Here is a 14,994-nt window from a genome sequence, read left to right on the forward strand (position 1 = left end):
AGAAAGAGTCGTATTTTTTAAAGAGTGTTAATTTTCTTCGTCTTGTTTATCGATTTCTTCTGCAGAAAGTTTTGGTCCTTTACGCACAATTGGCATGTCACCAGCGTCTTGCAGAGTAAACATAGTCTTCTTGTTAATACGCTTAGCTTTGGCTTTTGTGTCTTGCGCCTTTGGCACATTTTTTACCTTAGCTTTTTGTGGTGGTTTAGTCTTTTTCGGTTTCAAACCTTTAAATTTGGCCGTTAACCCCTCTACTTCATCAAACGAAATTTGCTGCTGTAAAAAACCTTCAACATTTTTAAAACTTAACCAATCTTTAGGACCGACAAATGAAATTGCTTCTCCTTTGTTTCCCGCTCGGCCTGTACGACCAATACGATGAACAAATTCTTCGGTATGTTTTGGCATATCAAAATTAATGACATGAGATACATTTATCAAATCTAAACCACGTGAAGCCAAATCAGTGGTAATTAATATCTTTTCTCGCCCTTTTGAAAAGCTATCCATTATTTGATTACGTTGACTTTGGTTGAGCTCTCCCGACAATGCTATTGCTGACAGTCCTTGCTCAGTCAATTTCGTAGCTAGCCGTTCCGTATCACTGCGAGTGGCGGTAAAAATAATCATTTGCTGAATAGTTTCTTTGCCAATAAAGTGCTCAAGTAACTGCTCTTTGTGCGTTAAGTTATCTACTAAGTAGAAACGCTTAGAGATATCTTTATGCTCACTATGCCCATGTTCAATTGCAATACGTTTAGGAGATTTTAATAAGTCGCTAGCGAATTCATTTACTTGCGCATGATCTAACGTAGCCGAGAATAATAACGTTTGGCGTTTACGATGATCCGCAGCACTATTAATCTTGGCTAACTGATCAGCAAAGCCTAAATCTAGCATGCGATCAGCTTCATCTAAGATAAGTAACTCTAATCCTTGCAGGTAAAAGTGTCCTTGATCTAAATGGTCTGCTAAACGCCCTGGTGTAGCGACAATAAAATGAGGGTCTTTCGCTAAGGTTTTCACCTGATCATTAAAGTTTTCACCGCCTAAAATAAGCACCGCTTTAAACTGAGTATTAGCGGTAAATAACCTGAGTTGACCATAAACCTGTTTAGCAAGCTCTCGTGTCGGCGCTAAAATTAGCACGCGAGGATCTTTTTTAGATAGTGCTCGTTGAGTACTTAATCGCTGAATTGCAGGTAAAATAAACGCCAACGTTTTACCCGACCCTGTTTTTGACGAAGCGATAAGATCATGCCCAGCCATAGCAACAGGTATTGCTTTTGCCTGAATTTCTGTTGGTTCAGTAAAACCCTTATGTTCAATCGTTTCATTTAAGCGTTTATCTAAACCAAAATTTTTAAAGTTCAAGCTAAGTTCCTCATTAAGATTCTGAAATCTACTATGTACTGCGCTAATTATAACCGTTATTTAAAGCTCGGCGTAATAAGCATTATTGAAAATAAAAAACCAGCGTTTAAAACGCTGGCTTTATAGTGATGATGTAATGTTCTTAGCTATTTGCTATGCGCTCTGCAATTACCGCCAAGGCCATATCGATACGTGCAATCACTTTTTCTCTTGGTAAAAGTTCAAGTGTTACATCTAAAGATGGTGAATTACCTGCACCAGTCGCTGCTACACGAAGTGGCATACCCACTTTACCCATGCCTAGCTCTAACTCTTCTGCAGTGGCATTAATTGCACTATGAATATCTTCAGCAACCCAGTTTTCCAATGCTGTTAATTTAGCCTTAACAACTTCTAATGGTTGCTGTGCAACAGGTCGCAAATGCTTTTTCGCCGCTTTTTCATCAAATTCAGTGAAGTCTTGATAAAAGTAGCTAGAAATTGATGCCATTTCTTTTAACGTTTTAACTCGATCAGCTTGTACTTTTACAATGTCAGCTAATGCAGGTCCAGTTTCAGTATCAATACCTTGATCTTGCATATGCCAAGCTAAGTGTTCAGCAACATACTCTGGCGCTAACGTCTTCATATAATGTTGATTTACCCAAATTAGCTTGTCCGTATTAAATGCTGAAGGCGCACGGTTACAACCTGTTAAGTCGAACAATTCGATCATTTCATCTCTTGAGAAGATTTCTTGATCACCATGTGACCAACCTAGACGCACTAAGTAGTTTAATAACGCTTCTGGTAAATAACCATCATCACGATATTGCATGACACTTACCGCACCATGGCGCTTGGACAAACGTTTACCATCATCACCTAAAATCATCGGAATATGTGCATATTCAGGCAATGGCGCACCAAGTGCTTTTAAAATGTTAATTTGACGAGGCGTATTGTTAACATGGTCATCGCCACGAACAACGTGTGTTACGCCCATGTCCCAATCATCAACCACTACCGTTAAGTTGTATGTCGGAGAGCCATCAGAACGGGCGATAATTAAATCATCAAGTTCTTGGTTTGAAATAACGATTTCGCCTTTAACTTGGTCACTGATTACGACATCGCCGTCTAGAGGGTTTTTAAAGCGAATAACGAATGGCTTATCTTCAGGCCAATCTGTGCGCTCACGCCACATGCCGTTATACTTTTCTTTTTCACCTTTAGCTCGCGCTTCTTCACGCATTGTTTCTACTTCTTCTGGAGTACAGTAACAACGATATGCATTTCCCGACTCAATAAGCTGCGCAATAACCTCTTTATAACGATCAAAACGCTTAGTTTGGTAAAATGGTCCTTGAGTCCATTCAAGGTTTAACCAGTTCATACCATCCATAATGGCATCAACAGATTCTTGCGTAGAGCGCTCTAAATCAGTATCTTCAATACGTAAGATAAAGTCGCCGCCATTCTTCTTAGCATATAACCAGCTATATAAAGCAGTACGTGCACCACCAACATGTAAGTAACCAGTTGGGCTTGGAGCAAAGCGAGTTGTTAAAGTCATAAAATGTTCACCAAAACTATTATTGAGCGATATGCGCTAAATTTGTCTTCAAAAAATTGCGCGCTATTTTATCAGGGTATGTGGGCGATTACAGCTTTTGTCTTAAACATTTGTTCGATTGTCTTAAAGAAAAGTGCGCAAAACCAACATATTGTTGAAAAAGTCTTCACTTAAACTCGAAAGCACTATATTTTGCTAAAAATCGTATTTTTTGTGTTGACAGTAATTCAAAGAAACCTATAATACGCCACCACAGAGACGGACGATTAGCTCAGTTGGGAGAGCACCGCCCTTACAAGGCGGGGGTCACTGGTTCAAGCCCAGTATCGTCCACCACTTCTGTTTAGAAGTGTATTTTTCTGTCAGGTATAATTCGGACGATTAGCTCAGTTGGGAGAGCACCGCCCTTACAAGGCGGGGGTCACTGGTTCAAGCCCAGTATCGTCCACCACTTTCTTTAAGTTATATCTGTTGTTTTCGTTGATGCGGACGATTAGCTCAGTTGGGAGAGCACCGCCCTTACAAGGCGGGGGTCACTGGTTCAAGCCCAGTATCGTCCACCACGTCATCTACTTAAACATACATTCAAATTGGACGATTAGCTCAGTTGGGAGAGCACCGCCCTTACAAGGCGGGGGTCACTGGTTCAAGCCCAGTATCGTCCACCACTTCATCTACTTAAACAAGCATTCAAATTGAACGATTAGTTAAGTTAGGAAAGCATCTTCTACTTTTTACACCCCACGCCAAGTCACTGGTTCAGGTACAATATCAATCACCACTTCATCTACTTAAACAAGCATTCAAATTGAACGATTAGCTCAGTTGGGAAAGCATCTTCTACTCTTTACACCCCACGCCAAGTCACTGGTTCAGGCACAATATCAATCACCACGTCATCTACTTAAACATACATTCAAATTGGACGATTAGCTCAGTTGGGAGAGCATCTTCTACTCTTTACACCCCACGCCAAGTCACTGGTTCAGGCACAATATCAATCACCACTTATTTCAAATATTTATTTCTAGTTAAGTAAGGACAAACTAAAGGATTTTTAACTTATAGCGCTAATCTTTAGTTTTCAGCAGTCTTAACGATTAAATGGTATGACTGGCAATACATCACATGGAGTCGTCATTCTGTGCTCGTCACTAGTAAACGGATTGGTTCCATGCCAAACATAAGATGGGAAAAATGCGCATAACCCCTCTTGTGGACAAACAGAAACGGCAATTTTCTCTCTATCCTCGCCTAAGTTCATACCTGTCTCGCCAAACGTAACCCAGCCAGCTTTATTAGGGTCATCGGCTCGAATTTCCTTAGGCACTTCGATATAAGTTGGCCCAGAGAACCAACCGTCAGGATGAACATGGTTTACATGGAATCCTTCACTCTTTAATCGAACGGACCAACTCCCTGAGAACCTAAAGTTTTGTGCTTTACGACTAAGAAATGGATGAGTTGGATCGTCAGGTAGACTTGCTAAGTATTCCCTAATACGCTTTTCAAGTACTTGCCTATAGGCAACAATTTCTTTAACAGGTTGATACAGCAGCCTACCCGGTGTTTGAGTGCCGTGACGAACGCTTTGATCAAGCGGTGTTTTTACCGTGTTATGCATAGAAATTAATGCATTCTTTAAGTCATGAATAAAATGTTCAAAGTTGTCATAACCGATAGGTGTTTCTAGTTTCTTCGCTTGCACAAACAAATCATAATTATTAAGCCAAGACTCTCTTTCATCCCCTGTAAACCGCCAACATAGTCCTTTAAATGCCCACATTTCCTGTTCATACGGATTAATTTGCTGAACGACATCCAAATGTGTCATTGCCTCTTGATATTGGTACGTTCGTATTAGAAAGTTCGCCGCATCAATACGAAAGCGTTCACTATCTGGTGACTTTATTACGGCATTACTCAAATGCTCGACAGCTAGTTCAGGGTTTCCTGTTTGGCCAAGCAATAGCCCCAGTGCATGTGATATTTGGGGTATTGCCCCTAAATCTGACAATGCTTGTGAAAGCACAGATAAAGATTCTTCTGTTCTATTCGCCAGTTTTAACTGATTAGCGAGTGCTACTCTCAATTCTGGGCTATCTGGTTTTTCCAAAATAGCTTTATGAAATGATTGGGTGAATTCATCGGTTCTCCCATGTTCCCAATACATTTTATTCAACGTTTCATGCGCTTCGACATAACCAGGATCAAGCGCAATGGTTTGATGAAGACAAGTATCTGTATCTTCATAGTGCCCAGCGTCATACGAGGCACAAGCCATATTGAAATGTAATTCAGGTACGTCTTTAGCAACTAGCAATGCTTGTTTATAACAATTTTTTGCTTCTTCTGGCCGCTGTAATACTCGTAACAATGTGCCTTTATTGTTTAACGTGACGACTCTATTTGGATCAATGGCTAAAGCCTTATCGTAAGCGGCTAATGAATCGTTAAATAGCGCTAACTCTTTATATGCGCTGCCAAGCGCAGACCAAGCTGCGGCACTACTGGGTAGCAATTGACTTGCTTTTTGTAACGCAATAGCAGCTTTTTCATTTTCCTTAAGTCCGCTATAAGTCAAACCTAAATTTAAATAGGCAAGACCAAAGTCATTCTTTGTTTCTATGGCTTTGAGGTAATATTCAACGGCATTCAAAGGCTGTGACATTTTCCCCATTAAATTGCCCAATGTATTTAGTACATCAGCTTTATTGGGATGCTTATTCAAACACTTTTGCATTAGTGTTTTTGCATCACTTAAACGCCCTTGCCTTTGTCGTAATGCACCATACAAAAATAACGTATTAGGTTCATCTGGAATAACATTAAGCACAGTATTAAAATTTTGTTCTGCTAACGACAAATTTCCTTGATTTAACGCTTGCAACCCGAGGTTTAAGGCTTGTTGAATATTTACCATAACTAAAAATTTGCTATTGTTGATATGAATACAAACACAAAAATATCAATTATTGAAAAGCTAGCTATTGATATAGATTAACTCTTTATCGTAAAAGCTATAGATGGTGAGTTAGGTTAATTAAACAAAAAAATACGCATAAAAAAAGCGAGCCTAGTGCTCGCTTTCTTCGAATTTGGTTTACAGCTAATTAGCCATTAACGCGCTTGTTTGCTACCGCAACTAATTCTGTTGAAGTAAGTGATGCAATAGTTGATTCAACTTTAGATTTAGGTAATTTGTTAATCATCAAAGAACCAGTTTTAACTGCATTTTTAGAAGAAGCAAATTCTAATAAGTTTTGGCCATTACATTGCACGCCATCGAAAACTTTACGAATTTTTAAATTGTTGCTTTTAAGGAAAGAACGTAAACGCTTTTTGTCGTCTGCAGAAACATACTCACATAAGCTTGCTGCTAAGTTAGAAGCGTTAGCTGTAGGAGCTACTGAGAAAGTTGAAATTAAAGCGACTGCAGGAACAAGAAGATATTTTTTCATATTAGTTAAAACCCTTATAAACCATTCAAATTAAAATACGTTAATTGTGAAACGCGCATAAGGTTCCTGCTGCATTAGGTAGCCCCGCTATCGTAGTTTATATTAAGTTATAAACCCTTAGACCGGTTGCTTTGCGTAATACCTTTTCAGGTACCTTGCCGTTTCTTGCGGGGCGCATTATACATTTTACATATTGATACACAAGCATATTTTTTGGTAACTATGTTACGTTTATGTAAACACTGTATTCACATTAGCGTTCAAATATTACTCAACCCGTTATTTTTATTGGGCATGCAGTTATTTTCATTTCATGATAAAATTTTTTAAATTATTTTTGTTTTTTATGCTTATTTAATGACTGACGTATATTTAGTTGAAATAGACCAACAACCAATAGAGCTATATAAACTGCTCAAAATTGCTGATTTAGTCTCTGGTGGTGGGGAAGCTAAGATTGTCATTAGTGAGGGTTATGTTTTATTAAATAACGAAGTAGAGTTTCAAAAACGTAAAAAAGTATATGATGGCGATTATATTCAATTTGGTGACAATATAATTGAAGTTAAATTTGTCGAAAAAGATTATACCGAACAACCACCAGTAAAAAGTGCGCCCTCGCCTAGCAAGAAAAAATCAACTCAAAATAAGAAGAAAAATAAACCTAAACCTCAAACGGCTAAAGATACCAACAAGGATAAAGGCAAGCGACGCGCTATTTCATTTTAATTATTAAAGCTTTTTCTCCCAAAATTCTGCTTTCCCTGCTTCAGGGTCAAGTTCGTACCCAGAAAAACCAAATTTTTTGTAAGCATTTAGTGCAACCAAATTACCAGTAAGGACTTCTAATGTTATTTTTGCACAACCCTTTTCAATGGCCGTTTCTTCAACCTTAGCTAACAACTTTTGACTCAAACCTTTGCCTCGAAAATCTCTACTCACAGCCATATCATGAATATTAATGATGGGCTTACAGGCAAATGTAGAGAAGCTTTCTATACAGTTTGCCAGTGCAGCGGGTTTTCCATCTACATAAGCAATAAAACTAAATACAAAACTTCTCGCTTTTAATGCATCAGGTAAATTTTTCTTTATTTCATTTGATAATGGTTCGCCACCACCCATGGGATCTTTTGCATAAGAATCAAGTAGCACAATTAAATCTTGTACTTGTTGTTCGTCATGATAATCGACCTCAATAATTTCAACCGACATTAGCTATTTCCTATTTTCGCAAATTCATTTGTGACAACTATACTTAAACCATGAGCGAAAATAACCACTTATGTCAATATACTGATAGATCGGGATGCCAGTGTAACGAAGTAGATGCTGGCAATGGCCTATGTTATTGGCATGACAAGACAATTGATAAAACAGGGAGTGATGTCAAAACGAAGCTAGAGGCCTATGCAAAATCAGGAGGCTTACTACGAGGGATCTGCTTAAAACGAGCCGATCTTGCCAATATTGATTTAGTCAACCACCACCAAAAACAAGGCTATGATTTTTCATTCGCTGACTTATACAAAGCTAATTTAAATGGCGCGCATTTATTTAATATCAACTTAAGTCACGCTAGCGTTATGAAAGCCGACCTAAGGTTTGCCAGTTTAAACTGCGCGACATTAAAACATACCAATTTGCTGGGCGCCCGATGGGCAGACAGCAAAATAGAAAACATAAAAATTGGCAGAAAGCTAAAGCAAGAACTTGAAGGGTTTAAAGCACAGAAAAATAAACAACGAGAGCAGGCAATAGATTACTTTGAGCAAGCAGAAGAAATATACCGAGATCTACGTAAACATGCTGAACACGAAGGTATATTTACGCTTGCAGGTGCTTTTATTCAAAAAGAGTTAACCATGCGCCGAATGCAGTTACCTAAATACAGTGCAAAACGAATCACCTCTAAAATTGTCGATTTATTTTGTGGTTATGGTGAAGCGCCGCTTCGAATTGTTGGTATATCTATTTGCATGATAATTTGTTGCGCTGTTCTGTATTCATTTACCGGGCTTAATTATCAAGGCCAAGTGCAAGTTATTAGTAGCGATGCCAGCTTCAAAGACAACATAAGTTTATTTTTTTCATGTTTATATTATTCCGTCGTCACCTTTACCACTTTAGGTTACGGCGACTTTACACCGATAGGTATTTCAAGGGCAATTGCGGCATTTGAGGCGTTTACCGGCAGTTTTACCATAGCGTTATTCGTGGTAGTGTTCGTTAAAAAAATGACACGATAATAAAACATGAAACCCTATTTATTAGTGGCAATGGCTGCTTCATTTACTTGCTTAGCCAATCCCCCTATTTCACTGCCCTCGCTACCAGAGCCAATAACTAACAATGCAATTACCATAGTCAATAGTGAAAATCGCAACTACTTGTTAAGTTTTAACGGCTTACTTAAAGGTAAAGACCATAAAAGCGTATCAAATAAAGCCTTTATGCTTAGAGTTGGTGACAAGAGTTGGCAAGGCATTAATAATGTGCCAATTCACCAACCAATTAATGGTTTAACTGGTCGATTAGCATCGGTTGCGACCTCAATTAAAGATAACGCCTATATTTTTGGTGGTTACACCGTCGCCAAAGATCACAGTGAAGTGTCTGTACCAGATGTATATTCTTTCAATGTAAAGACCCAAAAATATACATTACTCGCTCCAATGCCAGTGCCGGTTGACGATAGCATTGCACTGACTTATCAAGATCGTTTCATCTATTTGGTTAGTGGCTGGCATAACGATGGCAATGTTAATTTAGTCCAAATCTACGACACAAAAACTAATACTTGGCAACAAGCGAGCCCATTTCCAGGTAAACCAGTATTTGGGCAGGCAGGTGCGATTGTTAACAACAAAATGCTTATTTGTGATGGCGTACGAGTTGATGTCCACCTAGATAAGCGACGAAGCTATGCAGCTGAACCTGCGTGTTACTTGGGTAGTATTAGCTTAAAGCAGCCAAATAAAATCAATTGGCATAAAGTAGCGCACCCAACAGGTGTCGCCAGATACCGCATGGCCGCCACCGGTGTATATAGCGCTAATTCAGCATATTTCATCGGCGGCAGTGACAATCCCTATAATTACAGCGGCATTGGCTATAATGGCGCTCCAAGTGAGCCAGATAGCAAAATATGGAAGTTCGATTTTAACTCAAATAAATGGCAACTTTTAACAAGCGCTACAGCGACTATGGATCATCGCTCTTTAATTGAATTGAATAATACGTTATACACCGTAGGGGGCATGTTAAAAGCGCAAGAAGTGACGGACAAAGTCATAGCTCAAACAACGATTACCCCCTAGTTGTGAACTCTTTCTTTATAAATGCCGATAAATCACCTTATTGGCATTTTTTTTCCCTTGTCGCCCTGCTAGAATAACGCCAATTTTTTTCACTCACGCTTTTCGGATAATTTTCAATGCGTACCAGTCAATATTTAGTTTCTACCTTAAAAGAAACCCCAGCTAGTGCTGAGGTTATTAGCCACCAATTAATGTTAAGAGCAGGTTTAGTGCGTAACGTAGCGTCTGGTCTATATACTTGGCTACCGACAGGGTTAAAGGTATTACGCAAAGTAGAACAAATTGTTCGAGAAGAAATGGAGCGTGCTGGTGCAATTGAAACCTTAATGCCAATGGTTCAGCCTGCTGATTTATGGGAAGAGTCTGGTCGTTGGGAAGATTATGGCCCAGAACTATTACGTTTAAGCGATCGTCATAACCGTCCGTTTGTACTTGGACCAACGCATGAAGAAGTGATCACTAAGTTAGTTAGCAATGAAATCGCTAGCTATAAGCAGTTACCACTAAATTTATTCCAGATTCAAACAAAATTCCGAGACGAAATTCGCCCTCGTTTTGGCGTAATGCGTGGCCGTGAATTCTTAATGAAAGACGCCTACTCATTCCACACAAGTGATGAATGCCTAAAAGAAACATACCAAGTTATGTTCGACGCATATTGTCGTATATTCGAACGCTTAGGCTTAGAGTTCCGCCCTGTTATCGCAGACAACGGCTCTATCGGTGGCGAAGGTTCGCATGAATTCCATGTCCTTGCCGACAGTGGTGAAGATGATATTGCTTTTAGTGACGGCAGTGAATTTGCAGCAAATGTTGAAAAAGCTGAAGCATTAGCACCTCAAGGTGAACGACCAGCAGCCAATGCAGCACTAACCAAGGTTGAAACTCCTAATGCAAAAACTATTGCCGCCGTTGCAGAGCTTTTAAAAGTACCAGCAACCTCAACCGTTAAAACGTTATTAGTTTTAGGTAATGCCGAAGAAGGTGAACAAGCGCCAGTTATTGCGTTAGTGCTTCGTGGTGATCATGAGTTAAACGAAGTTAAGGCAGAAAACTTACCGCAAATTGCAGCACCGTTAACCTTTGCAACAGACGAACAAATTTTAGCTGCTGTAGGCTGTAATGCTGGCTCTATTGGCCCAGTAAATATGACTATCCCAGTAATTGCTGATCGCAGCGCTGCTCATTTAGCTGATTTTGTTTGTGGTGCAAACGAAGACGGTTACCATTTTATTGGTGCCAACTGGGATCGCGATGCACAAAACTACACAGTAGAAGATATTCGAAACGTTGTTGAAGGCGACCCTAGTCCTTGTGGTAAAGGTAACATAGTAATTAAACGTGGTATCGAAGTGGGTCACATTTTCCAACTAGGTCGCAAGTATGCTGATGCAATGAACTGCGGTGTATTGATGGAAAGTGGTAAGCACGAAACGCTCACTATGGGTTGCTACGGTATTGGTGTATCACGAATTGTTGCAGCGGCTATTGAGCAAAATCACGACAAGTACGGGATTAAATGGCCAAAAGCGATTGCACCGTTCCAAGCAGCAATTGTACCCATGAATATGCACAAGTCAGCCCGTGTAAAAGAAACTGCTGATATGATGTATAGCCAATTACAACAAGCCGGCATTGAAGTGTTATTTGACGACCGTAAAGAGCGCCCTGGTGTTATGTTTGCAGATCACGAGTTAATGGGTACACCTTTATTGCTAATCATTGGCGAACGTAACTTGGACAATAAAGAAATTGAAGTTAAAAACCGTATTACCGGTGAAAAATCAATGTTAGCCATTGATGATGTGATGAGTCTATTTAGCTAATCAAGTGACTTTATCTATTAAAAAGCCAGCGTAAATATCGCTGGCTTTTTACTTTCTATCATGGCTATTGCTTGGCAAGTATTAACGCCAATTAAACTGATACAGTGGCAATGTTTTTAACCTATCATCAATCAAACCTAACATTTGTTGATAGCTTTTAGAGCCTACACCCTCAAATTGACGATTAAACTCAGATTCATTTATACCTTCCGCCAAATTTTCAATCGTTGGTAGTAACGTTTTATCGTCAATAGACGCAAGTAATATTTGAATGTCTTTAGCTTGCTGTTCAGAATAAGTAGCAATCATTGCCAAACGAGTACCGGCTCTATCAGCCATTAAATCTGCAAAACTAAAGCCACTGCCACCTTTATTAGTATCTAGCAACTCCTTAAACTCCCCAAGGGCATCACTCGCTTGAACATTACTAAGCAACTGCAACGCTATTGAATAAATAAAGTGCTGCTGCAAGTCATTTCGTCCAGCCAACCGAACATTACGCCTATGTATATATTGCAACCGTTTTTGCTGCCTATTCAATGGCTCAATGTCACCTACCAACATAGTTAGTCGGTCATGACCAAAATATAACGTCAAGGCGACTAAGAGTGCTTTGTTTTGTTCCACATAAGAGGTTGGTTGACGAGTTTGATTGTCAACTATTGTCCGATGAAATAGATGACGAATAAAGTGATGTAGCGGCATATTGTTTGGCGCTCTACCTGCAAAACTAAGTAGTTCACTGTAATAATATTTAATCAGTTTCTTATCGCCAAATAGTGCCAATTCGTCACGTAGCTTGTTAAATAATGAGCCGTCATTATCTTTATCTAACAAACTACTATCTATATTAAGAGATACTACCAACTGTGACGGTGACATAGACACCGAAGTAATCGTTGAAAGAAGTTTGTCTGTAGCGCCATTTCCAACATACTTATCAACGAGAAAACGTACAATACCTAAACTAGTTTCGCCGCTAAGCACTATCTCGCCAACCTTAACTTTCGACAATTCAATACCGCTATTTGACGGTAACAAGGTAGCAGTAATATTAATAAATTGACCACTTAAAGGCTTTGGTAATTCGATGCTTGCCAGTAAAACAGTACCATGTTCAGACAAAGTGACATCAAGTGTCGCTTGAGGTAGAGCTCTGTGCATAATCGCGCCAAGACCATCAATTTCATTTTGCGTTAGTACAATTTTTGATTGTTGATTAGGTTGTTGCAACGTTCGATACAGTCGTTTAGCGAGTCGCTTACTATTATCGGCATGAGCAGGAGAAACTTGGTGTTGCTGAATAGTCAACGGCTGGCCGTCTACTAGCATATAAACAAGAATAAAAACTGCAACGATAAAAGTTGCAAGTAACAGTGAAAGAAGTTTTAACAGCGATTTCAAAGACAAATATACTTAGTAGCTATTTCGTAATTAGGAAGTTTATTTATAACGCCTAGTTAAATCAGAGTACAGTGCTTTTCCACTATACATCGCATAAATCCCAATATACTTTCTTATTATGTAACTTAGCTAAACGTTGATTAAGCTGCTTAAACGTTGTTAGGCCAGTATCATTAGGCGCAATACAGTGCCAAATAAACTGATGGCAGTTATTTTCAATTAAATGATAATCAAGGTATTGGTAAATTTGTTCAATCGCTCTTTGCGCCGCTAATTCTGAACTCAGCGGATTCGCCTTTGAGTCGCAAGCAACAAATATTTTGTTGCCTGAACGCTCTTTGGTAAAGCGACTAGGTGAAATTGGTTTAATCAAGCCATTACCGTCAAGTTCGATAATTGTATCGTCACCAACCCAAATCCCAGTATGATCAAGTATGCCCCCTATTCCACAGCATACAATACTGCCTACAGTAGGTTTTACTTTTTGCTCGGTATTAAATATTTCAGAAGGATAAATGCCAACAGGAGATTCATGCTTGTCCAGCTCACTAAGCGATGTTGGTCGGTACGAACGATCTCTATTTTTTTGCTGTTTTTTACGATCATCAGCTAACTCTTTAACAGCTAAAGCAGAAACGGCTGCTGCGCCAAGCCAAAATAACGGTAACGGCATAAAGACCTCTAATATTTACTTCTATAGTTTAAGAATATTCTAAATTGTTTATTTTTGAACAAAATAATTGCAAGTAACTGTTTCAATAGCCTGAAATACTGGTACATTAGAATTTTTATTCTAATTGACATTAATTACCAAAAAGGCGGCAAAAAACAATGAAGACTGTGACCAAATCCTCAAAACTCAATAATGTTTGTTATGAGATCAGAGGACAAATCGCCGCCGAAGCCCGTAGGCTTGAAGATGAAGGTCATAAAATTCTGAAATTAAACATTGGAAACCCAGCGCCATTTGGTTTTGAAGCGCCTGACGACATTTTAAAAGACGTTATTCACAATCTTCCAACAGCTCAAGGTTATAGCGACTCTAAAGGCATTTACTCTGCTCGAGTTGCTGTAATGCAATATTTTCAGCAGCAAGGTATTTTAGGTGTCAGTGTTGATGACATATTTATCGGCAATGGTGTAAGTGAACTTATTGTGATGGCAATGCAGGCATTACTGGAAGATCATGACGAAGTATTAATCCCAGCGCCTGACTACCCTTTGTGGACTGCGGCTGTATCGCTATCAGGTGGCAAACCAGTTCATTATCGTTGTAATGAAGAAGACAATTGGTTTCCTGATCTTGAAGATATGGAAAAGAAAATAACCAAGAAAACGCGTGCCATTGTTTTAATTAACCCTAATAACCCGACAGGTGCGGTTTACTCCGAAGAAGTACTCAACGGTATTCTAGAATTAGCACGTAAACATGGTTTGATTGTATTTAGCGATGAAATTTATGACAAAATTTTATACGACGGCGCAATTCATACGCCAACAGCGCGACTCGCTGAAGACGTATTGATTATGACCATGGGGGGCCTTTCAAAGAACTACCGTATTGCTGGTTTTAGAGCAGGATGGATGGTAATTACTGGCCCTAAATTAGCAGCAGAAGATTATATTGAAGGGCTTAATATGCTCTCATCTATGCGCTTATGTGCAAATGTTCCATGTCAGCACGCCATTCAAACGGCGTTAGGTGGTTACCAAAGCATAAATGAATTGATTAATGGCGACGGCAGGCTATTAAAACAGCGAAATCTTGCCCACAAAATGATAAATGAAATTGATGGTTTGTCATGTAAACCAGCCATGGGCGCTTTATACCTATTCGTCAAAGTAGATATGAAGAAGTTTAATATCACTGACGACGAGAAAATGATTTTAGACTTGCTAAAACAAGAAAAAATTCTGTTGGTACATGGTAGAGCCTTTAACATTAAAGAGCACAACTATTTCCGTTTAGTATTTTTACCGCATGTTGACGAGTTAGAGCCTGCAATTGAACGCTTAGGCCACTTCTTTCATTCATACCGTCAATAATGCTTTAA

The 14,994-nt window shown here is 39.2% G+C and carries 12 protein-coding genes, 4 tRNA genes and 1 riboswitch; of the genes, 9 read left to right on the top strand and 7 right to left on the bottom strand.

Annotated elements, in window-relative coordinates:
- Positions 1-27: 27 nt before the first annotated feature.
- A complete protein-coding gene (locus tag HII17_RS13280) occupies positions 28-1,374 on the bottom strand; it encodes a DEAD/DEAH box helicase (protein ID WP_169075859.1) in 1,347 nt (448 codons plus the stop codon).
- A 142-nt stretch (positions 1,375-1,516) separates the two neighbouring features.
- The gene (gene gltX / locus HII17_RS13285) at positions 1,517-2,929 is read right to left on the bottom strand and encodes a glutamate--tRNA ligase (protein WP_169075860.1); all 1,413 of its coding nucleotides are present in this window, start codon (positions 2,927-2,929) and stop codon (positions 1,517-1,519) included.
- Positions 2,930-3,189: 260 nt separating this feature from the next.
- On the opposite strand from gltX, the gene HII17_RS13290 reads away from it, so the two are divergent.
- The 4 genes from HII17_RS13290 (at position 3,190) to HII17_RS13305 (ending at position 3,597) form a co-directional block, all read left to right on the top strand.
- A tRNA-Val gene (locus HII17_RS13290) sits at positions 3,190-3,265 on the top strand.
- Positions 3,266-3,304: 39 nt separating this feature from the next.
- A tRNA-Val gene (locus tag HII17_RS13295) sits at positions 3,305-3,380 on the top strand.
- Positions 3,381-3,416: 36 nt separating this feature from the next.
- Positions 3,417-3,492 (top strand) — tRNA-Val (locus tag HII17_RS13300).
- 29 nt (positions 3,493-3,521) lie between these two features.
- Positions 3,522-3,597, top strand: a tRNA-Val gene (locus HII17_RS13305).
- Between the two features lie 425 nt (positions 3,598-4,022).
- Here the strand turns inward: HII17_RS13305 and HII17_RS13310 are convergent.
- Together HII17_RS13310 and HII17_RS13315 are read right to left on the bottom strand one after the other, a co-directional pair.
- Entirely contained in the window at positions 4,023-5,852 is a 1,830-nt protein-coding gene (locus tag HII17_RS13310; RefSeq protein ID WP_169075861.1) for a tetratricopeptide repeat protein, read from the bottom strand.
- Between the two features lie 190 nt (positions 5,853-6,042).
- Complete coding sequence (locus HII17_RS13315; RefSeq protein WP_169075862.1) at positions 6,043-6,390, bottom strand: DUF3718 domain-containing protein; 348 nt, start codon at positions 6,388-6,390, stop codon at positions 6,043-6,045.
- 74 nt (positions 6,391-6,464) lie between these two features.
- Positions 6,465-6,560, bottom strand: a riboswitch (cyclic di-GMP riboswitch).
- A 187-nt stretch (positions 6,561-6,747) separates the two neighbouring features.
- Here HII17_RS13315 and HII17_RS13320 point away from each other — a divergent pair.
- Positions 6,748-7,119 carry an RNA-binding S4 domain-containing protein gene (locus HII17_RS13320; RefSeq protein WP_169075863.1) on the top strand — a complete coding sequence of 124 codons (372 nt, stop codon included), beginning with the start codon at positions 6,748-6,750 and terminating at the stop codon, positions 7,117-7,119.
- Positions 7,120-7,122: 3 nt separating this feature from the next.
- Here HII17_RS13320 and HII17_RS13325 read toward each other — a convergent pair whose 3' ends face one another.
- Positions 7,123-7,605, bottom strand: coding sequence for a GNAT family N-acetyltransferase (locus HII17_RS13325; protein ID WP_169075864.1), 483 nt, complete (start codon positions 7,603-7,605; stop codon positions 7,123-7,125).
- Positions 7,606-7,655: 50 nt separating this feature from the next.
- On the opposite strand from HII17_RS13325, the gene HII17_RS13330 reads away from it, so the two are divergent.
- From HII17_RS13330 to HII17_RS13340, 3 genes are all read left to right on the top strand, one after another.
- Positions 7,656-8,639, top strand: a complete 984-nt coding sequence (locus HII17_RS13330; protein WP_169075865.1) for an ion channel — start codon at positions 7,656-7,658, stop codon at positions 8,637-8,639.
- 6 nt (positions 8,640-8,645) lie between these two features.
- On the top strand, positions 8,646-9,710 hold the full coding sequence (locus tag HII17_RS13335) for a Kelch repeat-containing protein (protein WP_235938778.1): 1,065 nt from the start codon (positions 8,646-8,648) through the stop codon (positions 9,708-9,710).
- A gap of 116 nt (positions 9,711-9,826) precedes the next feature.
- Complete coding sequence (locus HII17_RS13340; protein WP_169075866.1) at positions 9,827-11,536, top strand: proline--tRNA ligase; 1,710 nt, start codon at positions 9,827-9,829, stop codon at positions 11,534-11,536.
- 81 nt (positions 11,537-11,617) lie between these two features.
- Here the strand turns inward: HII17_RS13340 and HII17_RS13345 are convergent, their stop codons facing one another.
- Together HII17_RS13345 and HII17_RS13350 are read right to left on the bottom strand one after the other, a co-directional pair.
- Positions 11,618-12,940, bottom strand: coding sequence for a hypothetical protein (locus tag HII17_RS13345; protein ID WP_169075867.1), 1,323 nt, complete (start codon positions 12,938-12,940; stop codon positions 11,618-11,620).
- 82 nt (positions 12,941-13,022) lie between these two features.
- Positions 13,023-13,613 carry a C40 family peptidase gene (locus HII17_RS13350; protein ID WP_169075868.1) on the bottom strand — a complete coding sequence of 197 codons (591 nt, stop codon included), beginning with the start codon at positions 13,611-13,613 and terminating at the stop codon, positions 13,023-13,025.
- Positions 13,614-13,771: 158 nt separating this feature from the next.
- Between HII17_RS13350 and HII17_RS13355 the strand changes: the two genes are divergently transcribed.
- Positions 13,772-14,986, top strand: a complete 1,215-nt coding sequence (locus HII17_RS13355) for a pyridoxal phosphate-dependent aminotransferase (RefSeq protein WP_169075869.1) — start codon at positions 13,772-13,774, stop codon at positions 14,984-14,986.
- The last annotated feature ends 8 nt before the right edge of the window (positions 14,987-14,994 follow it).

It is taken from the genome of Thalassotalea algicola (assembly GCF_012932965.1).
GTDB lineage: Bacteria > Pseudomonadota > Gammaproteobacteria > Enterobacterales > Alteromonadaceae > Thalassotalea_F > Thalassotalea_F algicola.

What these genes read in the sequence shown, in the direction of transcription:
- gltX (WP_169075860.1), bottom strand. Translation starts at nt 2,929, where the DNA reads ATGACTTTAACAACTCGCTTTGCTCCAAGCCCAACTGGTTACTTACAT.
- HII17_RS13310 (WP_169075861.1), bottom strand. Translation starts at nt 5,852, where the DNA reads ATGGTAAATATTCAACAAGCCTTAAACCTCGGGTTGCAAGCGTTAAAT.
- HII17_RS13315 (WP_169075862.1), bottom strand. Translation starts at nt 6,390, where the DNA reads ATGAAAAAATATCTTCTTGTTCCTGCAGTCGCTTTAATTTCAACTTTC.
- HII17_RS13320 (WP_169075863.1), top strand. Translation starts at nt 6,748, where the DNA reads ATGACTGACGTATATTTAGTTGAAATAGACCAACAACCAATAGAGCTA.
- HII17_RS13325 (WP_169075864.1), bottom strand. Translation starts at nt 7,605, where the DNA reads ATGTCGGTTGAAATTATTGAGGTCGATTATCATGACGAACAACAAGTA.
- HII17_RS13330 (WP_169075865.1), top strand. Translation starts at nt 7,656, where the DNA reads ATGAGCGAAAATAACCACTTATGTCAATATACTGATAGATCGGGATGC.
- HII17_RS13335 (WP_235938778.1), top strand. Translation starts at nt 8,646, where the DNA reads ATGAAACCCTATTTATTAGTGGCAATGGCTGCTTCATTTACTTGCTTA.
- HII17_RS13340 (WP_169075866.1), top strand. Translation starts at nt 9,827, where the DNA reads ATGCGTACCAGTCAATATTTAGTTTCTACCTTAAAAGAAACCCCAGCT.
- HII17_RS13350 (WP_169075868.1), bottom strand. Translation starts at nt 13,613, where the DNA reads ATGCCGTTACCGTTATTTTGGCTTGGCGCAGCAGCCGTTTCTGCTTTA.
- HII17_RS13355 (WP_169075869.1), top strand. Translation starts at nt 13,772, where the DNA reads ATGAAGACTGTGACCAAATCCTCAAAACTCAATAATGTTTGTTATGAG.